Annotated in this window: 15 protein-coding genes; all 15 read left to right on the top strand. The window is 69.8% G+C overall.

Translation table 11 applies throughout. From position 1 onward, the window contains the following. Positions 1-14: 14 nt before the first annotated feature. Complete coding sequence (locus AC1PK7_RS11665; protein ID WP_481098237.1) at positions 15-1,223, top strand: aminotransferase-like domain-containing protein; 1,209 nt, start codon at positions 15-17, stop codon at positions 1,221-1,223. 20 nt (positions 1,224-1,243) lie between these two features. Next, the gene (locus AC1PK7_RS11660; protein ID WP_481098236.1) at positions 1,244-1,957 is read left to right on the top strand and encodes an MOSC domain-containing protein; all 714 of its coding nucleotides are present in this window, start codon (positions 1,244-1,246) and stop codon (positions 1,955-1,957) included. Between the two features lie 289 nt (positions 1,958-2,246). Beyond that, positions 2,247-2,963, top strand: a complete 717-nt coding sequence (gene dapB / locus AC1PK7_RS11655) for a 4-hydroxy-tetrahydrodipicolinate reductase (RefSeq protein ID WP_160946648.1) — start codon at positions 2,247-2,249, stop codon at positions 2,961-2,963. Between the two features lie 162 nt (positions 2,964-3,125). Continuing rightward, a complete protein-coding gene (gene carA, locus AC1PK7_RS11650; RefSeq protein WP_209248443.1) occupies positions 3,126-4,250 on the top strand; it encodes a glutamine-hydrolyzing carbamoyl-phosphate synthase small subunit in 1,125 nt (374 codons plus the stop codon). Further along, the gene (locus tag AC1PK7_RS11645) at positions 4,250-4,693 is read left to right on the top strand and encodes a DUF6973 domain-containing protein (protein WP_043091930.1); all 444 of its coding nucleotides are present in this window, start codon (positions 4,250-4,252) and stop codon (positions 4,691-4,693) included. Before carA ends, AC1PK7_RS11645 begins: the two co-directional genes overlap by 1 nt. 9 nt (positions 4,694-4,702) lie before the next feature. Then, positions 4,703-7,945, top strand: coding sequence for a carbamoyl-phosphate synthase large subunit (gene carB, locus AC1PK7_RS11640; protein ID WP_481098235.1), 3,243 nt, complete (start codon positions 4,703-4,705; stop codon positions 7,943-7,945). Between the two features lie 8 nt (positions 7,946-7,953). Continuing rightward, a complete protein-coding gene (greA, locus tag AC1PK7_RS11635) occupies positions 7,954-8,418 on the top strand; it encodes a transcription elongation factor GreA (protein WP_026143501.1) in 465 nt (154 codons plus the stop codon). A 4-nt stretch (positions 8,419-8,422) separates the two neighbouring features. Continuing rightward, on the top strand, positions 8,423-9,343 hold the full coding sequence (locus tag AC1PK7_RS11630; RefSeq protein ID WP_481098234.1) for a phosphoglycerate mutase: 921 nt from the start codon (positions 8,423-8,425) through the stop codon (positions 9,341-9,343). Next, a complete protein-coding gene (gene recJ, locus AC1PK7_RS11625) occupies positions 9,340-11,073 on the top strand; it encodes a single-stranded-DNA-specific exonuclease RecJ (RefSeq protein WP_481098233.1) in 1,734 nt (577 codons plus the stop codon). The genes AC1PK7_RS11630 and recJ overlap by 4 nt, the downstream gene beginning before the upstream one ends. 570 nt (positions 11,074-11,643) lie before the next feature. After that, positions 11,644-14,568 carry a VIT domain-containing protein gene (locus AC1PK7_RS11620; RefSeq protein ID WP_481098232.1) on the top strand — a complete coding sequence of 975 codons (2,925 nt, stop codon included), beginning with the start codon at positions 11,644-11,646 and terminating at the stop codon, positions 14,566-14,568. A gap of 50 nt (positions 14,569-14,618) precedes the next feature. After that, complete coding sequence (locus tag AC1PK7_RS11615; protein WP_481098231.1) at positions 14,619-15,515, top strand: LytTR family DNA-binding domain-containing protein; 897 nt, start codon at positions 14,619-14,621, stop codon at positions 15,513-15,515. Between the two features lie 68 nt (positions 15,516-15,583). Continuing rightward, a protein-coding gene (gene prfB / locus AC1PK7_RS11610; protein WP_100224025.1) for a peptide chain release factor 2 occupies positions 15,584-16,709 on the top strand; the annotation gives its coding sequence in 2 pieces (ribosomal slippage) (positions 15,584-15,658 and positions 15,660-16,709; 1,125 coding nt in all). A 95-nt stretch (positions 16,710-16,804) separates the two neighbouring features. Beyond that, the gene (gene lysS, locus AC1PK7_RS11605) at positions 16,805-18,322 is read left to right on the top strand and encodes a lysine--tRNA ligase (RefSeq protein ID WP_043091939.1); all 1,518 of its coding nucleotides are present in this window, start codon (positions 16,805-16,807) and stop codon (positions 18,320-18,322) included. 146 nt (positions 18,323-18,468) lie between these two features. Beyond that, positions 18,469-19,605 (top strand): cyclic di-GMP phosphodiesterase response regulator RpfG, encoded by a 1,137-nt coding sequence (gene rpfG, locus AC1PK7_RS11600; RefSeq protein WP_209029182.1) that lies wholly within the window; start codon positions 18,469-18,471, stop codon positions 19,603-19,605. A 1-nt stretch (position 19,606) separates the two neighbouring features. Beyond that, positions 19,607-21,787, top strand: coding sequence for an ATP-binding protein (locus AC1PK7_RS11595; RefSeq protein WP_420009936.1), 2,181 nt, complete (start codon positions 19,607-19,609; stop codon positions 21,785-21,787). Positions 21,788-21,806: the final 19 nt, after the last annotated feature.

Genomic DNA, 21,806 nt, shown 5'->3' with positions numbered 1-21,806 from the left:
GCGGCGACTATCCTATGCCGATGACCAGCCCATTCCAGTTCTCCCGCCGTGCGCAGGCGCTGACCAGTTCGGCGATCCGCGAAATCCTCAAGGTCACCGAACGTCCTGAAGTGATCTCCTTCGCCGGCGGCCTGCCGTCGCCGGATACCTTCCCGGTCGCGCGCATGCGCGAGGCCTGCGACAAGGTGCTGCGCGATGCGCCGCAGGCGGCGCTGCAGTACGGCCCGACCGAAGGCTATCTGCCGCTGCGCGAATGGGTGGCGGCACGGCTGAGCCGCGACGGCGCCGACATCCGGCCCGGCCAGGTGCTGATCACCACCGGGTCGCAGCAGGGCCTGGACCTGCTCGGCAAGGTGTTCATCGACGAAGGCAGCAAGGTGCTGGTGGAAACGCCCAGCTATCTCGGCGCGCTGCAGGCGTTCTCGCTGTTCCAGCCGGCATTCGCGGCGATGCAGTCGGACGACGACGGCGTGGTGGTGGACGCGCTGGACGATGCGCAACTGGCCGGCGCGCGCTTCATGTACGTGCTGCCGAACTTCCAGAATCCGACCGGGCGGCGCCTGCCGCAGCACCGGCGCCAGGCATTGGTGGCGCGTGCGGCCGCAGCCGGCGTGCCGATCGTCGAGGACGATCCCTACGGCGAGCTGTGCTACAGCGGCGACACGCTGCCTAGCCTGCTGTTGATGAACCCGGACGGCGCCATCTACATGGGCTCGTTCTCCAAGGTGTTCGCGCCGGGCCTGCGCCTGGGCTATGTGGTCGCGCCGGAGGCCGTGCATGCCAAGCTGGTGCAGGCCAAGCAGGCGGCCGACCTGCACACGCCCTCGTTCAGCCAGCGCATCGTGTACGAGGCGGTGCAGGACGGCTTCCTGGATGCGCATATCCCCGGCATCCGCACGCTGTACGCCAGCCGCTGCGAGCAGATGCTCGCGGCGCTGACCAAGTATTTCCCGGCGCAGGTGCGCTGGAACCGCCCGGCCGGCGGCATGTTCATCTGGGTCGAGCTGCCGGAGGGCATGGACGGCGGCGCGCTGCTGAGCAAGGCGATCGAGCGCAACGTGGCGTTCGTGCCGGGTGCGCCGTTCTTCGCGGTCGCGCCGCAGCGCAATACCTTGCGGCTGTCGTTCGTGACCGTGCCGGCCGAGCGCATCGAGACCGGCGTGCGCATCCTCGGCGCGCTGTTGCAGGACGAGGTTGCCGCGCACCGACGCGCGACGGCCTGAGCCTTGCCTCGCGTCTGTCGATGACGTCTTCCGATTCCGCGGTCGCCTCGTGGACCATCGATGCGGTCCTGGTCGGCCGCGCGCAGGCGTTCACCCGCCCGGGCAGCCGCAGCGCGATCGACAAGCGGCCGCAGGCCGGACGCCTGCGCATCGGCCCGGAAGGGCTGGAGCTGGACGAGCAGGGCGACCGCCGCGTGCATGGCGGCCCCGACAAGGCCTTGCACCATTACCCGCGCGACCATTACCCGGCCTGGCGCGAGGAACTGGGCGCGCATGCCTTGCTGGACGCGCCGGGTGCGTTCGGCGAGAACCTCAGCAGTTGCGGGGTGACCGAAGCCGACCTGTGCCTGGGCGATCGTCTGCGCCTCGGGACCGCGTTGGTCGAGGTCTCGCAGTCGCGGCAGCCGTGCTGGAAGCTGTCCGACCGCTTCGGCGTGCCGGCGCTGGCGCGGCGCGTGCAGGACAGCGGCCGCACCGGCTGGTACTACCGCGTGCTGCAACCGGGCGAGGTCGCCGCCGGCGATCGCCTGGAGTTGCTGGAGCGTCCGTATCCGCATTGGCCACTGGCGCGGCTGGTCGGCCTGCTGTACCGGCGCGAGATCGACCCGGCGCAACTGCAGGACGTGCTGGCGCTGCCGCTGGTGCCGAACTGGCGCACCCTGTTCGAGCGGCGCCTGGCGCAGCGTGCGGTGGAGGACTGGGACAAGCGCTTGTTGGGGCAGGCGCCGGAGTAGGGCAGCAAGGCGCCGTTGTGTCAGTCGTCGTGTGTGGCGTGATTGGGCGGCACCGCGTCGGAGCTGGAGCCCCTCCCACACACGTCCCGGCAAGCCACGCCGTTGATGGTCTGTAGGAGCGGCTTCAGCCGCGACGAACGAAGCGCGGCGCTCGCCGGCACCGAGTACTCCACGCGGGCACGCTTCACCTCTTTCATCGACGACCCGGGGACGCTTCGGCGCCCGCCGCCTGCCATCCGCGGCACACGCCCTCTGTCGCACCCGCGCGCAAACCGCTAGCCTTGTGCCGATGACGACTTCTCCGCTGCGTGTGTTGATCCATGGTGCGTCGGGCCGGATGGGCCAGGCGTTGTTGCGGCTGGCCGCGCAGGACCCGGCACTGCAGGTGGTGGCCGCGGTGGTCCGTCGCGCGCCGGCGCAGCGGGTGATCGACGGCGTGCCGTACTTCGCTGCGGCCGAGTTGGGCGGGGTGCCGGCCTTCGACGTGGCGATCGATTTCAGCCTGCCGCAGGGCTTCGATCCGGTGCTGGCATTGTGCTCGGCGCGCGGTGCGGCGCTGGTGTCCGGCACCACCGGGCTGGAGGACGCGCAGCGGCAGGCGCTGGCCGCCGCCGCCGAGCGCATTCCGTTGATCTGGGCATCGAACTTCAGCCTGGGCGTGGCAGTGCTGCACGATCTGGTCGAGCGCGCCGCCGCGGCGTTGCCGGGCTGGGACTGCGACATCGTCGAGTCCCACCACGTGCACAAGCAGGACGCGCCCTCCGGCACCGCGCTCACCCTCGGCGACGCGGCCGCGCAGGGCGGCGCGACCCCGCGCTACGCCAGCCTGCGTGCCGGCGACATCGTCGGCGAGCATCTGGTGCAGTTCGCCGGGCTCGGCGAGCGAGTCGAACTGGTGCACCGCGCCAGCAACCGCGACATCTTCGCCCGCGGCGCGCTGCATGCCGCCGCGCGCCTGCCGGGGCGTGCGCCCGGGGCCTACCGGCTGCGCGATCTGCTCGGCTGAACAGGCACTTCACCCAAACGGCTGGCGCGGACCGCCCCGCGCCGGTACAATTCTCGCTCGCCTGTTACCCATCGCCACGGACCCGGAGAAGCGCCGAGTTCGCGGTTTCTTGCAGCCTGCAAGTTGGTGGGGCAGGGTTCCTCTCTCCCCAAGGCGAACCCCGTGACTCAACCCGCAATCCTTGTCCTTGAAGACGGCACCGTGTTCGAGGGCGAATCCGTAGGCGCTGCCGGCCTGTCCGTCGGCGAAGTGGTGTTCAACACCGCCATGACCGGCTACCAGGAGATCCTCACCGATCCCTCCTACGCCCGCCAACTGGTCACGCTGACCTATCCGCACATCGGCAACACCGGCTGCACCGACCAGGACGACGAGGCCGCCCAGGTCTGGTCGGCCGGCCTGATCGTGCGCGACGTGCCGCGCCGCCCCAGCAACTGGCGCAACCAGGTGGCGCTGCCGGACTGGCTGATCCAGCGCGGCGTGGTCGCCATCGCCGGCATCGACACCCGCAAGCTGACCCGCATCCTGCGCGAGAAGGGCTCGCAGAACGGCGCGTTGATGGCCGGCGAGGTGAACGTGGACACCGCGCTGGACGCGGCGCGCAAGTTCCCGGGGCTGAAGGGCATGGACCTGGCCAAGGTGGTCTCCACCGACAAGGCCTATCCCTGGCGCGACGGCCAGCTCGACCTGGACAGCAACACCTTCGTGACGGCCGAGCCCAGGTTCAAGGTCGTCGCCTACGACTACGGGGTCAAGCTCAACATCCTGCGCATGCTCGCCGAGCGCGGCTGCGAGGTGACCGTGGTGCCGGCGCAGACGCCGGTCGCCGAGGTGCTGGCGATGAACCCGCACGGCGTGTTCCTGTCCAACGGCCCCGGCGACCCGGCGCCGTGCGACTACGCGATCGCCGCGATCAAGGAACTGCTGGCGCGCAAGATCCCGACCTTCGGCATCTGCCTGGGCCACCAGCTGCTGGCGCTGGCCGCCGGCGCGCAGACCCTGAAGATGGGCCACGGCCACCACGGTGCGAACCACCCGGTGCAGGACCTGGACAGCGGCCGGGTGATGATCACCTCGCAGAACCATGGTTTCGCGGTGGACGAGGCGACGCTGCCGGCCAACGTGCGCGTCACCCATCGCTCGCTGTTCGACGGCAGCAACCAGGGTATCGCGCTCACCGACGCGCCGGCCTTCAGCTTCCAGGGGCATCCGGAAGCCTCGCCGGGCCCGCGCGACGTGGCGCCGCTGTTCGATCGCTTCACCGCGCTGATGGCGGCCGCCGCCTGATGGCCGCCGCGCCGGCCATGCCGTCGCCGACCCGCCGCTGGCGGTGGCCGGCCACGGCGTTGCTGGTGCTGGCCGCGTATCCGGCCTTCGTGCTGGGCGCGGTGTATCCGCAATGGCTCAGCGCCGGCCTGCCGGGCGGACGCGACGGCCCTGCCGATGCGTACCGCCACAGCCTGGCCAGCGCCGTGGTCGCCTACACCCTGTCGCCACGCTGCGTGGACTGGGTCACGGCGGTCATGGAGCGCGACGGCCACGGCAACGCCAGCCGGGCGATGGACGCCCACAACAACCGGATCGGCGCGCGCATCGGCGCCACCGCCAGCAGTTGGGCCGCGATGCAGCGCGAGGTTCGCGCCGCGGTCGACCATGGCGCGATCGATGCGCGTTCGCCCGATCAGATCACCTGGCGCGCCCCTGCGGCGTGGCAGGACCGCCTCTACTGAGAATCCCCCATGCCCAAGCGCACCGACCTCCAAACCATCCTCATCATCGGCGCCGGCCCGATCGTCATCGGCCAGGCCTGCGAGTTCGACTACTCCGGCGCGCAGGCGTGCAAGGCGCTGCGCGACGAGGGCTACCGCGTGGTGCTGGTCAACAGCAACCCGGCCACGATCATGACCGACCCGAACATGGCCGACGCCGTGTACATCGAGCCGATCAACTGGCAGACGGTCGAGAAGATCATCGTCAAGGAAAAGCCCGACGCGCTGCTGCCGACCATGGGCGGGCAGACCGCGCTGAACTGCGCGCTGGACCTGGCCGACCACGGCGTGCTGGAGAAGTACGGCGTCGAGCTGATCGGCGCCAAGCGCGAGGCCATCCGCATGGCCGAGGACCGCGAGCTGTTCCGCGTGGCGATGGGCGAGATCGGCCTGGAATGCCCGAAGGCGGCGGTGGCGCACACCCTGGAAGAGGCGCTGGAGATCCAGGCGACGGTCGGCTACCCGACCATCATCCGCCCCAGCTTCACCCTCGGCGGCAGCGGCGGCGGCATCGCCTACAACCGCGAAGAGCTGATCGAGATCGTCGGCCGCGGCCTGGAACTGTCGCCGACCAGCGAGGTGCTGGTCGAAGAGTCGGTGCTGGGCTGGAAGGAGTTCGAGATGGAAGTGGTCCGCGACACCGCGGACAACTGCATCATCGTCTGCTCGATCGAGAACCTGGACCCGATGGGCGTGCACACCGGCGACTCGATCACCGTGGCCCCGGCGCAGACCCTGACCGACAAGGAATACCAGCGCCTGCGCGATGCTTCGATCGCGGTGCTGCGCAAGATCGGCGTGGACACCGGCGGTTCCAACGTGCAGTTCGGCATCAACGCGCAGACCGGCCGCGTGGTGGTGATCGAGATGAACCCGCGCGTGTCGCGCTCCTCGGCGCTGGCCTCCAAGGCCACCGGCTTCCCGATCGCCAAGGTCGCGGCCAAGCTGGCGGTGGGCTACACCCTGGACGAACTGAAGAACGAGATCACCGGCGGGCTGACCCCGGCCTCGTTCGAGCCGTCGATCGACTACGTGGTCACCAAGATCCCGCGCTTCGCCTTCGAGAAGTTCCCGCAGGCCGACGCGCGCCTGACCACGCAGATGAAGTCGGTGGGCGAGGTGATGGCGATGGGCCGCACCTTCTCCGAATCGCTGCAGAAGGCGCTGCGCGGCCTGGAGACCGGCAAGATCGGACTGGACCCGACCGGGCTGGACCTGAGCAGCGAAGACGACCTGGCCACGCTCAAGCGCGAGCTGAAGGCGCCCGGTCCGGAGCGCCTGTTCTACGTCGCCGACGCCTTCCGCGCCGGCATGAGCGTGGAGCAGGTCCACGCGCTGTCGTTCATCGATCCCTGGTTCCTCGACCAGATGGAAGACCTGATCGCGCAGGAAGCGCAACTGGCCGCCGACGGCCTCGGCGCGCTGGACGCCAAGCGTCTGCGCACGCTCAAGCGCGCCGGTTTCTCCGATGCGCGCCTGGCGCAGCTGACCGGCACCAACGAGGCGGCGGTGCGTGCGCTGCGCCGCGCGCACAAGGTGCGCCCGGTCTACAAGCGGGTGGACTCGTGCGCGGCCGAGTTCGCCACCAGCACCGCCTACCTGTACTCGACCTACGAGGACGAGTGCGAGGCCGCGCCGAGCGGCCGCGACAAGATCATGATCCTCGGCGGCGGCCCCAACCGCATCGGCCAGGGCATCGAGTTCGACTACTGCTGCGTGCACGCGGCCCTGGCGCTGCGCGAGGACGGCTACGAGACCATCATGGTCAACTGCAATCCGGAGACCGTGTCCACCGACTACGACACCTCCGATCGGCTGTACTTCGAACCGCTGACCCTGGAAGACGTGCTGGAGATCGTCGAACTGGAGCAGCCCAAGGGCGTGATCGTGCAGTACGGCGGGCAGACCCCGCTGAAGCTGGCGCGCGCGCTGGAAGCCAACGGCGTGCCGGTGATCGGCACCTCGCCGGACTCGATCGACCTGGCCGAGGACCGCGAGCGCTTCCAGCAACTGGTCGACAAGCTGGGCCTGAAGCAGCCGCCGAACCGCATCGCCCGCAACGCCGAGGAAGCGCTGGTGCTGGCGCGCGAGATCGGCTACCCGCTGGTGGTGCGCCCGAGCTACGTGCTCGGCGGCCGCGCCATGGAGATCGTCTATGGCGAATCCGACCTGGCGCGCTACGTGCGCGACGCGGTCAAGGTCTCCAACGATTCGCCGGTGCTGCTGGACCGCTTCCTCGACAACGCGGTGGAAGTGGACGTGGACATCATCGCCGACCATAGCGGCCAGGTGCTGATCGGCGGCGTGATGGAGCACATCGAGGAAGCCGGCGTGCATTCGGGCGATTCGTCCTGCTCGCTGCCGCCGTACTCGCTGTCGCCGGCCACCCAGACCGAGTTGCGCCGCCAGGTGGTCGAACTGGCCAAGGCGCTGAACGTGGTCGGGCTGATGAACACCCAGTTCGCGGTGCAGGTCAACGATGCCGGCGACGACATCGTCTACCTGCTGGAAGTGAACCCGCGCGCTTCGCGCACCGTGCCGTTCGTGTCGAAGGCGATCGGCGTGCCGCTGGCCAAGATCGCCGCGCGCTGCATGGCCGGCAAGACCCTGGCCGAGCAGGGCGCGCTGAAGGAGATCGTGCCCGACTACTACTCGGTGAAGGAGGCGATCTTCCCGTTCGCCAAGTTCCAGGGCGTCGATCCGATCCTCGGCCCGGAGATGCGTTCCACCGGCGAGGTGATGGGCGTGGGCCGCAGCTTCGGCGCGGCGTTCGCGCGTGCCCAGGAAGCCGGCGGCATCAAGGCGCCGCCGCTGGGCAAGGCCTTCGTGTCGGTGCGCGATCCGGACAAGCAGCGCGTGCTGCCGGTGGCGCAGGCGCTGGTCGAGCGCGGCTACACCCTGGTCGCCACCCGCGGCACCTGCGCCTGGCTGCAGCAGCACGGCCTGCAGTGCGAGCAGGTCAACAAGGTCGCCGAAGGCCGCCCGCACATCGTCGATCTGATCAAGAACGGCGAAATCGTGTATATCGTCAACACCACCGAGGGCCGGGCGGCGATCTCCGACTCGTTCTCGATCCGTCGCGAAGCCCTGCAGCATCGCGTCACCTATTCGACCACGGTCGCCGGCGCGCGTGCGCTGGTGCATTCACTGGAATTCCGCGGCACCGGTCCGGTCTGGGCGCTGCAGGAACTGCACAAGGAGCTGGAAGCGTGAGAGCCCCGATCACCATGCAAGGCGCGCAGCGGTTGCGCGAGGAACTGGATCACCTGAAGTCGGTCAAGCGTCCCGAGGTCATCACCGCGATCGCCGAGGCGCGTGCGCATGGCGATCTCAAGGAGAACGCCGAGTATCACGCCGCGCGCGAGCAGCAGGGCTTCATCGAAGGCCGCATCAAGCAGTTGGAAAGCGAGCTGTCGCACGCCGAGGTCATCGACGTCAGCAAGCTGGCGGTCGGCAGCAAGGTGGTGTTCGGCGCCACCGTGACCCTGGCCGACGTCGAGACCGACGAGGAGAAGCGCTACCAGTTGGTCGGCGACCTGGAAGCGGACATCAAGCTCGGCCTGATCGCGATCTCCTCGCCGCTGGCGCGCGCGCTGATCGGCAAGATGGAAGGCGACAGCGTCAGCATCGACGCCCCCGCCGGTCGCCGCGAGTACGAGATCGTCAGCGTCGCCTACGTCGGCTGATCCGATGGCGGTTGCCACCTTGCTGTTGCCCGAGCGGGTCCGCCTGGCCGGCGCCGTGCTGGCCGGCGAGGTGGCGCGCGCGTTCGGCCGCGCCGACCGCACGCAGGCCGCGCCGGGCGGCGAGGCGCAGTTGCGCCGCCATTTCGCGTTGGCAGCAGCATCGCTGCCGGCGGCGGCGTTGACCCGGCAACTGGACGCCGGCGATGCCGGCGACGGCCTGTGGCTGCGCGCCGATCCCGCCTACGTGGTGCCGGACATGCAGGGCGCGCGACTGATGGCGCATGGCGACATGCTGCCGCTCGACGCGGTGGACCTGGACGCGCTGTTGCCGGCGGTGCAGGCCCTGTTCGCCGAGAGCGGGCTGACCCTGGATGCGCCCGATCCGACCCGCTGGTACCTGCGCCTGCCGGCCGACAGCGCGCTGCCGGTGTTCGCGGCGCCGGCGCAGGTGCTCGGGGCGGACCTGTTCGATCACCTGCCGCAGGGCGAGGACGCGCGCCGCTGGCGTGCGTTGCTGACCGAGGCGCAGATCGTGCTGCATCAGCATCCGTGGAACCGCGAACGCGTCGCCCGCGGGCAGCCGGCGATCAATTCGCTGTGGTTCTGGGGCGGCGGCCGCCTGCCGGCCACGGTCGGCACCGCGCATGCGCAGGTGCGCAGCCGCGATCCGCTGCTGCGCGCGCTCGCCCAGGCCGCCGGCGTCGCCGACGCACAGGCGCCGCGGGTCGATGCGCTGGTCGACCTGCGCCAGCTGCGTGCGCCCGAGCAGTTCGTCGGCGAGGTGGTACAGCCGCTGCTGCAGGCGCTGCGCGACGGCGAACTGCAGCAGCTGCAATTGGATTTCGAGGACGGCACCTGTTTCCGCATCGCCCCCGCGCAACGCTGGCGCCTGTGGCGGCGGCCGCTGTCGCGCCTGGACGCATGAGTTCCAGTGCGCGCATCGTGCGGCGGCCCGCGGCGGCCGCGGCCGGCCCGTGGCACGAGGCCACCTTGCCGCTGCTGCGGCGCATCTATGCCGCGCGCGGCGCGCACGACAGCGGCCTGGCGCAGCCCAAGCTGGCGCAGTTGCTGCCGCCGGATGCGTTGAGCGGCATCGACGCCGCGGTGGCGTTGCTGGCTGAGGCCATCGCGGCTGGCAAGCGCATCCTGGTGGTCGGCGATTTCGATTGCGACGGCGCCACCGCCTGCGCGGTGGCGGTGCGCGGGCTGCGCCTGCTCGGCGCCGCGCAGGTGCTGCACGCGGTGCCCAACCGCATGGTCCATGGCTATGGGTTGTCGCCGGCGCTGGTGGCCGAACTGGCGCCGTTGCAGCCGGACCTGCTGGTGACGGTGGACCACGGCATCGCCTGCCATGCCGGCGTTGCCGCAGCCAAGGCGCTGGGCTGGCAGGTGCTGGTCACCGACCACCACCTGCCGGGTCCGGCCTTGCCGCCGGCCGATGCCATCGTCGATCCGAACCTCGCGGGCGACGCCTTCCCGAGCAAGATGCTGGCCGGCGTCGGGGTGATCTTCTACGTGCTGCTGGCGCTGCGCCGGTACCTGCGCGCGCACGGTGCGTTCGCCGCCGCGCCGCCGGACCTGGGCGTGCTGCTGGATCTGGTCGCGGTGGGCACCGTCGCCGACCTGGTGCCGCTGGATCCGAACAACCGCGCGCTGGTCTCGGCCGGCCTGCGCCGCCTGCAGCGCGGCGAAGGTTGCCTCGGCCTGCGCGCGTTGATTGAAGCCAGCGGCCGCGACCCGGCACGGCTCAGCGCCAGCGACATCGGCTTCGCCCTGGCGCCGCGGCTCAACGCCGCCGGCCGGCTTGAGGACATGGCCCTGGGCATCGAGTTGTTGCTGTGCGAGGACCCACAGCAGGCACGCGCGATCGCCGCGACGCTGGAGGAGATCAACGCCGAGCGCCGCGCGGTGCAGCAGCAGATGACCGACGAGGCCGAGGCAGTGGTGGCCAAGGCGCTGCTGGCCGCACCCGAGCAGCCGCCGGTGGCGGTATGCCTGTTCGATGCGCAGTGGCATCCCGGCGTGATCGGCCTGGTCGCCTCGAAGATGAAGGACCGCCTGCACCGGCCGGTGATCGCCTTCGCCCCGGCCGAACCGGGCAGCACCCAGTTGCGCGGCTCGGCGCGTTCGATTCCCGGCTTCCACATCCGCGACGCGATGGCGGCGGTGGAGGCGCAGCGGCCGGGCCTGATGGAGAAGTTCGGCGGTCACGCCATGGCCGCGGGCCTGAGCCTGCCGCAGGACGCGCTGGCCGAATTCGAGCAGGTGTTCCGCGACCATGCGCTGGCCAGCCTGGACGCGGAACTGCTGCAGGCCGAACTGCTCAGCGACGGCGCGCTGGAGCCGCACGAACTCGACCACCGCCATGCCGAGGCGCTGCGCCAGGGCGGGCCGTGGGGGCAGGGCTTCCCCGAACCGCTGTTCGATGGCGAATTCGAGGTGCTGCAGTGGCGCGTGCTGAAGGAGCGCCATCTCAAGCTGAGCCTGCGCTGTCATGGCCGCGCCGCGCCCTTGAACGCGATCCACTTCAACGGCTGGCACGGCCGCGAACCCGGCCGCCGCGTGCACATCGCCTATCGCCTTGTTGCCGACGACTACCGGGGTGGCGATGCGGTGCAATTGGTGGTGGAGCACTGTTTGCCGTTGGATGGCTGAGCAGTTGGCGGTCTGACGCTGCAGGTGGTGCCGGACCCTCACCCCAACCCCTCTCCCGCATGGAGAGGGGCTTCGCTGTTCCTTCTCCCTTCGGGAGAAGGTGCCCCGTAGGGGCGGATGAGGGTACGGGCGCAGCCTCCCATCGCCGAAGCACCGCGCCCTGTGCCGGACCCTCACCCCAACCCCTCTCCCACAGGGAGAGGGGCTTTGGCGTCTCCCTTCTCCCACCGTGAGAAGGTGCCCGCAGGGCGGATGACGGGTACGGGCGCAGCCTCCCATCGCCGAAGCACCGCGCCCTGTGCCGGACCCTCACCCCAACCCCTCTCCCACAGGGAGAGGGGCTTTGGCGTCTCCCTTCTCCCACCGGGAGAAGGTGCCCCGCAGGGGCGGATGAGGGTACGGGCGCAGCCTCGCATCGCCAAAGCGCCGCGCCTTGCGCCACACCGTCATCCCTGACCCCTCTTCCGATGGGGGAGGGGCTGCGCGTCGCCTGAGGTCTGGATGCACACAAGCAACCCCATCGTGCCACGGCGGGCGTTCAAGCCATACCGTCCCATCAAGGAGCGATCCATGCCGTCCACCATGCGCAGAAACGTGTGCGTGTTGTTGCTTTCGTTGTCGTTGCTCGCCGCGGTCCCGGCCGGGGCGCAGTCCGCGCCGCAGCGGCAGTTGGTGGCGCCGTTGCTGCACACCGACGCCGGCGAACGTCCGGTCGAGCTGCGCTCGGCGACAGTGCGTGCGCAGGCCGCCGCCGGCCTGGCCGAGACCACGGTCGAACTGGAGTTCTTCAATCCCAACGCGCGCGTGCTGGAAGGGCAACTGACGTTTCCGCTGCGCGACGGGCAGCAGCTCAGTGGTTTCGCCCTGGACGTCGACGGGCAGATGCGCGACGCGGTGCCGGTGCCCAAGGCGCGCGGGCGCCAGATCTTCGAGGCCGTGGAGCGGCGTGGGGTCGATCCGGGCCTGCTCGAGCAGACCGCCGGCAACCAGTTCCGGCTGCGCGTCTACCCGCTGCCCGCGCATGGCAGCCGTCATGTGCGCCTGGTCTACCGAGAATCGCTGCGGCGTACCGCCACCGGCTGGCAATGGCGCTTGCCGCTGGAGTACGCCGCCGCGGCGCAGTCGCTGCACGTGCAACTGAGCACCCTGGCCGCGCCCGCCGAGCCCGCGACGGTGCGCCTGCTGCCGACGGCCAATGGCGGTTTCGCGGCCACGTGGTCGGGCACCCCGGCACAACTGCCATCGGAGCTGACGCTGTCGTTGCATGCGAGCGCGTCGCCACGCGTGGTCACCGGTGTCCACGATGGCCAGCGCTACTTCCAGGCGCTGGTGCCGATCGCCGACCTGCATGGCCCACGTCCGCTGCCGCAGCGCATCGGCCTGCTGTGGGATGCGTCCGGATCGGCGCGGCAGCGCGACATCCCTGCCGAACTGGCCTTGCTGCAGCGCTATTTCGCCGCGGTCGGCACGGCCCAGGTCGATCTGATCGTGTTGCGCGACCGCGCCTCGGCGCCGCGCAGGTTCCAGGTGCGCAATGGCGACTGGAGCGCCCTGAAGGCTGCGTTGCAGGCCGAGCAGCCCGACGGCGCCAGCGCGCTGGGGGCCTGGCAAGCGGCGCCCCACGTGCAGGAGTATCTGCTGTTCAGCGATGGCCTGGGCAATTACGGCGCGCAGGCCATGCCGGCGCTGGCGCCCACACAGCGCCTGTATGCGATCGACTCGGCCGGTGTGCACGCCGATGCCGCGCGCCTGGCGGCGATCGCGGAAGCTCGCGGCGGACGCGCGATCGCGCTGGACGGACTGCAGGGCGTCCAGGCTGCCAGCGAACGCTTGTTGCAGCGTGGCGGCGAACTGGTCGCGATGGACGGCACCCAGGTCGCCGATCTGGTCGCCGACGCGCGCGACGCCGACGATGGTTACATGCGCGTCGCCGGACGCCTGCTCGGGTCCGATGCGAGCCTGCACCTGGAGATCGCCACGGCCGCCAGCACGCGGCACCTGCACCTGCCGCTGCGCGCGGCGGATGACGTTCCCGGCGACCTGATCCCGGGCGCATGGGCACGCGCCATGCTGCGCAGCCTGTCTGCCGATCCGTTGGGTGCGTCCGCGCGCCGCCAGGCACTGGCCACACGCTTCGGCCTGGTCAGCGCCGAGACCTCGCTGCTGGTGCTGGAGAACGTCGACGACTACGTCCGCTACGGAATCCCGGCACCCCCGGCGCTGCGCGCGGCGGTGGCGGCTGCGCAGGCGCGGCAGCAGAAGATGCAGGGCCAGACGCGCGAGCGACGCATCGACGAGATCGCCGAGGCATTCGCGCAACGCATCGCCTGGTGGCAGCGGCGCTTTCCCAAGGACGCGCCGCCAACGGCCATCGCCACTGCCGAAAGTGCCGACCAGCGGATGCAGGCCACGTCCGGTTCGCCGCCGCCCACGGCCCTTGCAGCGCCTGCGCCGATGCCCGCAGCCGCACCTGCATCCGCGCCGCTGGAACTGAATATCGTCGGCGGTTCGTCCGCTGCGCCCAGCGACGCTGCCGCGTCGGCGTCGGCGTCGGCGTCGGCGCGCGAGCGCGTGGCGTCTGCGGCCACTATTTCCCTGGCCCTGCAGCCCTGGCAGCCGGATTCGCCGTATGCGCGGCGCCTGCGTGCGGCCGCGGCGGACGCGGTGTATCCGTTGTATTTGAGCGAACGCGCGGCGCACGCCGACAGCGTCGCGTTCTACCTGGACGTGGCCGACGTGCTGTTCGCGCGCGGCCAGCGCGATCTGGCCCTGCGGGTGCTGTCCAACCTGGCCGAGCTGCAACTGGAAAATCGCCACGTACTGCGCGTGCTCGGCTACCGGCTGCTGCAGGCCGGTCGCGCCGATCTGGCGGTGCCGGTGTTCGAGCAGGTGCTGCGGCTGGGCGAGGAGGAGCCGCAGAGTTTCCGCGACCTGGGCCTGGCCTATGCCGCGCGCGGCGACGCGCAGGCGGCGATCGCGCAGCTGTACCAGGTGGTGGTGCGCGACTGGGACACGCGCTTCGACGGGGTGAGCATGATCGCGCTCAACGAACTGAACGCGATCGTGGCGCGGGCGCCGCGGCCGCTGAACACCGGCTTCATCGATCCGCGTCTGCTGCGCAACCTGCCGCTGGACCTGCGCGTGGTGCTCAACTGGGACAGCGACAACAGCGACATGGACCTGTGGGTGACCGACCCCAACGGCGAGCGCTGCTACTACGGCAACCGCGCGACCTACCAGGGCGGCCAGCTGTCGCCGGATTTCACCGGCGGCTACGGGCCGGAGGAGTTCTCGCTGCGCACCGCCAAGCCCGGCAAGTACAAGGTGGAAGCGAACTTCTTCGGCGAGCGCCAGCCCCTGGTCACCGGCGCGACCACCTTGCACCTGCAACTGAGCACGGGCTGGGGCACGGCGGCGCAACGCGACCAGCAGGTGACGCTGCGCCTGACCGAGCGCAAGGAGACGGTGCTGGTCGGCGAGTTCGAGGTGCGCTGATCCGCCCAGGGCGCGCCGGTGCGGTCATGCCGGCGCGCTACACTTTGCCGATGTCAGACCCCTCCGGCGCCAGCGCCTACTCCCGTTTCCAGCCCTGGCGCCGCAGTTTCGAGATCGGCTTCTGGGTCGCGTTAACCCTGATCAACGCCGTTGCCAACAGCATCACGGTGCTGATCGACATCCGCACCACCGGGTTGCACTTCGCCGCCTGGGAGCCGGTGGTTTGGGAATGGTCCAGCCAACTGATGTTCCTGCTGCTCGTGCCGTTGGTGGTGCTGCTGACCCGGCGCTACCCGCTGCACTGGGACACCTGGCGGCACCGGCTGCCGGGCTACCTGCTGGGCAGCGTGGCGCTGTCGGTGCTGCACGTGGTGGGGATGGTGGCCCTGCGCAGCCTGGTCTACCGCCTGCAGGGCCAGCACTACGATTTCGGGCCGTGGCCGCAGGGCCTGGCCTACGAGTATCTGAAGGATGTGCGCAGCCTGGCCTCGATCGCGCTGTGCGTGGAGATGTACCGGTTCCTGTTGCGGCGCTGGCAGGGCGAGGCGGCGCTGCTCGGTGCGCCCGACGCCGGCCCGCCGGTGGGTTCGCTGGAACGGCCGGAGCGCTTCCTGGTGCGCAAGCTCGGCCGCGACTTCCTGGTCGCCGCGGCCGACATCGAATGGCTGCAGGCGGCCGGCAACTACGTCAACCTGCGCGTGCGCGGCCACGACTACCCGCTGCGCAGCACCATGACCGCGATCGAGGCGCGGCTGGATCCGGCGCGGTTCGTGCGCATCCACCGCAGCTACATCGTCAACCTCGCCAGCGTGGTCTCGATCGAGCCGCTGGAGGCGGGCGAGGCGCGCGTGCATCTGCGCGACGGCAGCCAGGTCCCGTGCAGCCGCCGCTACCGCGCCGGGCTGCGGGTGGCGGCCGGGGAGGGCGAGGCCGCCCCCGTCGCGTAGGCCGGCGGCGCTGTGGCGCGGCGGCCGGAATTGCTAGAATCGCGCTCTTGTCTGCCGGAAATGCCGCAATGATCGAACTCAATCCGATTCGCCACCGCATCGCCGATCTGTCCGATCGGGTGCTGTCGCTACGGGGGTTTCTTTGACTACGACGCCAAGAAGGAGCGTCTAGAGGAAGTCACCCGGGAGCTGGAAAGCCCCGACGTCTGGAACGACCCTGAGCGTGCCCAGGGCCTGGGCCGTGAACGCGCCAGCCTGGAGAAGACCGTCGGCGGCATCGCCAGCGTGCTCGATGGCCTGAACGAATCGCTGGAATTTCTGGAACTGGCCGAAAGCGAGAACGACGAGGCCACCGCGCAGGCGGTGCTGGCCGACGTCGACCGCTTCCAGGCGCAGGTGGAGAAGCTGGAATTCCAGCGCATGTTCTCCGGGCAGATGGACGCCAGCAACGCCTTCGTCGACATCCAGGCCGGCGCCGGCGGCACCGAGGCCCAGGACTGGGCCGAGATCCTGCTGCGCATGTACCTGCGCTGGTGCGAATCGCGCGGCTGGAAGACCGAGCTGATGGAAGTCTCCGGCGGCGAAGTGGCCGGGATCAAGTCCGCCACGCTGCGCGTGGAGGGCGACTTCGCCTACGGCTGGCTGAAGACCGAGACCGGCGTGCACCGGCTGGTGCGAAAGTCGCCGTTCGACTCGGACAACCGCCGCCATACCAGCTTCACCTCGGTGTTCGTGTCGCCGGAAGTGGACGACAACATCGACATCGACATCAATCCGGCCGACCTGAAGACCGACGTGTACCGGTCCTCCGGCGCCGGCGGCCAGCACGTCAACAAGACCGAGTCGGCGGTGCGCATCACTCACGTGCCCACCGGCATCGTGGTGGCCTGCCAGACCGGGCGCAGCCAGCACCAGAACCGCGACAACGCGATGAAGATGCTGGCCGCCAAGCTGTACGAGCTGGAGATCCAGAAGCGCAACGCCGAGCGCGATGCGGTGGAGGCGACCAAGTCCGACATCGGCTGGGGCAGCCAGATCCGCAACTACGTGCTCGACCAGAGCCGGATCAAGGACCTGCGCACCGGCGTGGAGCGCTCGGACACCCAGAAGGTGCTCGATGGCGACCTGGACGAGTTCGTCGAGGCCAGCCTCAAGTCCGGCCTGGAAGCCGGCGCGAAACGCAGCGACGCCTGAACCGGCGGCCTCCGTCCTGGCGACGGAGGCCGTGCGGCGGCACACGGCCGCGTCGGCTGGTGCATTCTTTCCCTTCCTCACGCATCCCCCATCCCATGACCGAGCAGACCCCCGCGCCGTCCCTTCCCGTCGACGAGAACAGCCTCATCGCCGAACGGCGCGCAAAACTCGCCGCGCTGCGCGCGCAGGGCGTGGCCTATCCGAACGATTTCCGCCGCAGCGACTTCGCCGGCGATCTGCAGGCCGAGTTCGCCGACACCGAGCGCTGGACCGCCGAGGCGCTGGAGGCCCAGGGCCGCAGCCTGCGCCTGGCCGGGCGCCTGCTGGCCAAGCGGGTGATGGGCAAGGCCAGCTTCGTGCAACTGCAGGACGAGTCCGGGCGCATCCAGCTGTTCCTGCAGGCCAACGCCCTGGGCGAGGCCTACGACGCCTTCAAGGGCTGGGACATCGGCGACATCATCGGCGTGGAGGGCGGGCTGACCCGCACCAAGACCGGCGAGCTGTCGGTCAAGGCCACCGGGCTGCGCCTGCTGACCAAGGCGCTGCGGCCACTGCCGGACAAGTGGCACGGCCTGTCGGACGTGGAGCAGCGCTACCGCCAGCGCTACGTGGACCTGATCGTGTCGCCGGAGGCGCGCGAGGTGTTCGTCAAGCGCTCCAAGATCATCCGCGCCATGCGCGCCTGGCTGGACGCGCGCCGCTTCCTGGAAGTGGAGACGCCGATGATGCACTACATCCCCGGTGGCGCCACCGCCAAGCCGTTCACCACCCACCACAACGCGCTGGACCTGGACCTGTACCTGCGGGTGGCCCCAGAGCTGTACCTGAAGCGCCTGGTGGTCGGCGGCCTGGAACGGGTCTACGAAATCAACCGCAATTTCCGCAACGAAGGCGTCAGTACCCGGCACAATCCGGAATTCACCATGATGGAGCTGTACGAGGCCTACGCCACGTACCACGAGGTGATGGACCTGACCGAGAACGTCATCCGCGACGTCGCCCGCGAGGTGCTGGGCACCACCCAGGTCCACTGGGACGGCGCCGACATCGACCTGGCGCCGGCGTTCCGTCGTTGGCGCATGGACGAGGCGGTGCGCCACCACAACCCGGAGATCAGCGCCGCCGACTGCACCGACCGCGAGGCCCTGCTGCGCCACTGCGAGCGGCTGAAGATCCGCACCAAGCCGTCCTACGGCTGGGGCAAGCTGCTGCTGGAGATCTTCGAGGCCACGGTCGAGCACACCCTGATCCAGCCCACCTTCATCACCGACCACCCGGTCGAGGTGTCGCCGCTGGCCCGTTCCAGCGACACCGAGCCGGGCTACACCGACCGCTTCGAGCTGTTCATCAACGGCAAGGAAATCGCCAACGGCTTCTCCGAGCTCAACGACCCGGAGGACCAGGCGGCGCGGTTCCAGGCCCAGGTGGCGGCGAAGGAGGGGGGCGACGACGAGGCCATGCATTTCGACGCCGACTACATCCGGGCGCTGGAAGTGGGGCTGCCGCCGACCGGCGGCCTGGGCATCGGCATCGACCGGCTGGTAATGTTGCTCACCGGCAGCAGCTCAATCCGTGACGTGCTGCTGTTTCCGTATATGCGTCCGGAGGCTTAACCTAGCCGCGGACGAGGTGGTGCGGTTCTTGCACTAGGCGTTGCACGCAAAAGGAAGTGAGGTGGACGCGCCGGGTGACCCCGCGCCGGTGCGTTCCCGTTGTCGTCTCAGCAGCCCGCGCAGATGCGACGGGCGGAGGATTGCAGATGCATGATGCCAGCATGAGCCTCTCCGGCGCGTCCTCGAACGGGGACCGTCTCCACTGGGCGGACGGAAGCGACAATCGTTTGAACATCGTCATCGTCGACGATCAGACCTCCGCGCGCACGATGCTGCGGCATGTCATCGAGGACATCGCCCCGGAACTGACCGTACGCGACTTCGGCGACTCGCAGGCCGCGCTGGCCTGGTGCGAAGCGGGCAAGGTCGATCTGCTGTTGCTCGATTACCGCATGCCGGGCATGGACGGGCTGGAGTTCGCGCGGCGCCTGCGCCGGCTGCCCAAGCACCGCGACATTCCCATCATCCTGATCACCGTGGTCGGCGACGAGCCGATCCGCCAGGCGGCGCTGGAAGCGGGGGTGATCGACTTCCTGGTCAAGCCGATCCGCCCGCGCGAACTGCGCGCGCGCTGCCACAACCTGCTGCAGCTGCGGTTGCAGAGCGAGAACATCAAGCAGCGCGCGATGTCGCTGGAGCAGCGCCTGCTGGCCAGCATGCGCGAGGTCGAGGAACGCGAGCGCGAGACCCTGTCGCGGCTGGCTCGGGCCATCGAGTACCGCGACGTCGGCACCAGCGCCTATCTGGAGCGGATGGCGCACGTGGCCGGGCTGATCGCCGAGCAACTGGGCCTGTCCGAGGACGAGGTGCGGGTCATCGAGATGGCGGCCAGCTTGCACGACATGGGCAAGATCGCTATTCCCGACGCGGTGCTGCTCAAGCCGGGCAAGCTCAGCGAGGACGAGATGGCGGTGATGCGCATGCACCCGCGCATCGGCTACGAACTGCTCAGCGGCAGCCAGAACCGCTTCATCCAGGTCGGCGCGCTGATCGCGCTGCGCCACCACGAGCGCTACGACGGCAGCGGCTACCCGGACGGCCTGGTCGGCGAGGCGATTCCGCTGGAAGCGCGGATCGTGGCGGTCGCCGACGTGTTCGACGCGCTGATCTCGCCGCGGCCCTACAAGGAAGCCTGGACCATGGATGCGACGCTGGCCTACCTCTACGCCCAGCGCGGCCGTCTGTTCGACCCGCGCTGCGTGGACGCGCTGTTCCGCGGCCGCGAGCAGTTGCAGGTGATCTGCGAGAAATTCTCCACCGCCTCGGCGCGACCAGGAGTCTGACATGATCTCGGCGATCAGGTGGGTGCGGCAACGGTTCGCGGAGCGCAAGGATACCGAGCACGGCCAGGCGTTCGTCCGCATCTGCATGGTCGCGCTGATCCTGGCCTACGAACTGTCGTTCTCGCAGGGCTGGGACATCGCCCCGCGGCAGCGCGCCTACGTCATCGGCCTGACCCTGATCTCGCAGGCGGTGGCCCTGGCCCTGATGACCTGGATCGTGATGCGGCCGCAGCGCTCGGACGTGCGCCGGATCATCGGCATGGTGGCCGACTACGGGCTGATGTCGATGGCGATGAGCGCGATCGGCGAGCCGATGGCCTGCATCTACGTGGTCATCATGTGGGTCACCATCGGCAACGGCCTGCGCTACGGCAACCGCTATCTGTACCTGGCCGTGGCCATGGCGGTGGCCAGTTTCAGCATCACGCTGATGACCAGCGACTACTGGATCGCCAATCGCGGCCTGGGCATCGGCCTGCTGGTCGGCCTGGCCGCCATCCCGCTGTACCTGTCGGGACTGTTGCGGCAATTGACCAGCACCACCGCCGAGGCGCGCCGCGCCAGCGAGGCCAAGAGCCGTTTCCTGGCCAACATGAGCCACGAGTTCCGCACCCCGTTGAACGGCCTGTCCGGCATGACCGAGGTGCTGGCGACCACGCGCCTGGACGCCGAGCAGCGCGAGTGCGTCAACACCATCCAGGCGTCCGCGCGCAGCCTGCTGTCGCTGGTCGAGGAAGTGCTGGACATTTCCGCGATCGAGGCCGGCAAGCTGCGGCTCGACAAGCGCGATTTCTCGCTGCGCGAAACCCTGGAAGGGATCAGCCTGATCCTGCAGCCGCAGGCACGCGCCAAGCTGCTGACCTACCAGGTGGATGTCGCCCCGGACGTGCCGGACTACCTCTCCGGCGACCCGGGCCATCTGCGCCAGGTGCTGCTGAACCTGGCCGGCAATGCCATCAAGTTCACCGAGACCGGCCGGGTCGACATCCGCGTACGCCTGCACAAGAACGAGCAGGGGCAGCCGACGCGCCTGAGTTTCGACATCGTCGATACCGGCATCGGCGTGACGCCGGACATGCGGCCGCGCCTGTTCGAGGCGTTCGAGCAGGCCGACGTCGGCCTGTCGCGCCGCTACGAAGGCAGCGGCCTCGGCACCACGATCGCCAAGGGCCTGGTCGAGGCGATGGGGGGCAGCATCGGCTACCAGGAGAATGCGCCGCGCGGCAGCCATTTCTGGTTCGAACTGCCGTTCGTGGCGGCGGCGGTGCCGGCGTCGGCGGACCTCGGTGCGCAGCAGGCCAGCGTGCCGGCGGCGGCCGAGGAGTTCGATACCAGCGGCAACGTCATCGCCTTCTCCGACCCGTTCCTGCGCCACCGCGCGCGGGTGCGCGGCATGCGCATCCTGGTCGCCGACGATCACGCCGCCAACCGCATGGTGCTGCAGCGGATGCTGCAGAAAGCCGGCCATCGCGCCATCTGCGTCGACGGCGCGGAAGCGGTGCTGGACGCGCTGGCCGAGAGCGAATTCGACGCGGTGATCGTCGACCTGCACATGCCCGGCATGAGCGGCCTGGACATGCTGCGGCAGTTGCGGGTGATGCAGGCCGGCGGACCGCGGACGCCGGTGGTGGTGCTCAGCGCCGATGTGACTCCCGAATCGATCCAGCGCTGCGAACAGGCCGGCGCCAGGACCTTCCTGGCCAAGCCGGTGGTGGCCAACCGCCTGCTGGACACGCTCTCGGACATCGCGATGGAAGGGCGCCTGCGCGTCGGCAACGACACGACCGTGCGGCAGATGCCGGTGTCGAGCGAAGGGGTGCTGGATTCGTCGGTCCTGGACGAACTCGCTGGGCTCGGCATGGGCGATGGCTTCGAGCGCGAGTTCATCTCGCAATGCCTCAACGATGCCGAGGGCTGCCTCGGCGGCATGCAGATCGCCGGCGAAGCCGAGCATTGGGAGCGCCTGCGCGAACACGCGCATGCGATCAAGGGCGTCGCCAGCAACCTCGGCCTGATACGGCTCGCCAGCCTTGGCGGCGAGCTGATGCAGATGCCGGAATGGCAGGTGCGCAGCGAGTGGCGCCAGCGCTTGATGGCGCTCAACGCCAGCCTGACCGAAGGCCGCGAAGCCCTGGAGTTGCGCGCCCGGCAGAGCGCCGTGCAGGACGGCGAACTGCGCTGAGGAACGCCCGGCGCGAGGC

This window comes from Xanthomonas sp. NCPPB 3174 (assembly GCF_056725205.1).
Note: the sequence above shows the minus strand (reverse complement) of the source record. Positions and strands in the feature narration are given on the sequence as shown.

Bases quoted from the DNA above. Each gene is read 5' to 3' on its own strand.
- AC1PK7_RS11615 (WP_481098231.1), top strand. From the start codon at position 14,619: ATGTCAGACCCCTCCGGCGCCAGCGCCTACTCCCGTTTCCAGCCCTGG.
- AC1PK7_RS11620 (WP_481098232.1), top strand. From the start codon at position 11,644: ATGCCGTCCACCATGCGCAGAAACGTGTGCGTGTTGTTGCTTTCGTTG.
- AC1PK7_RS11630 (WP_481098234.1), top strand. From the start codon at position 8,423: ATGGCGGTTGCCACCTTGCTGTTGCCCGAGCGGGTCCGCCTGGCCGGC.
- rpfG (WP_209029182.1), top strand. From the start codon at position 18,469: ATGCATGATGCCAGCATGAGCCTCTCCGGCGCGTCCTCGAACGGGGAC.
- lysS (WP_043091939.1), top strand. From the start codon at position 16,805: ATGACCGAGCAGACCCCCGCGCCGTCCCTTCCCGTCGACGAGAACAGC.
- dapB (WP_160946648.1), top strand. From the start codon at position 2,247: ATGACGACTTCTCCGCTGCGTGTGTTGATCCATGGTGCGTCGGGCCGG.
- recJ (WP_481098233.1), top strand. From the start codon at position 9,340: ATGAGTTCCAGTGCGCGCATCGTGCGGCGGCCCGCGGCGGCCGCGGCC.
- AC1PK7_RS11665 (WP_481098237.1), top strand. From the start codon at position 15: ATGCCGATGACCAGCCCATTCCAGTTCTCCCGCCGTGCGCAGGCGCTG.
- carB (WP_481098235.1), top strand. From the start codon at position 4,703: ATGCCCAAGCGCACCGACCTCCAAACCATCCTCATCATCGGCGCCGGC.
- AC1PK7_RS11660 (WP_481098236.1), top strand. From the start codon at position 1,244: ATGACGTCTTCCGATTCCGCGGTCGCCTCGTGGACCATCGATGCGGTC.
- AC1PK7_RS11645 (WP_043091930.1), top strand. From the start codon at position 4,250: ATGGCCGCCGCGCCGGCCATGCCGTCGCCGACCCGCCGCTGGCGGTGG.
- AC1PK7_RS11595 (WP_420009936.1), top strand. From the start codon at position 19,607: ATGATCTCGGCGATCAGGTGGGTGCGGCAACGGTTCGCGGAGCGCAAG.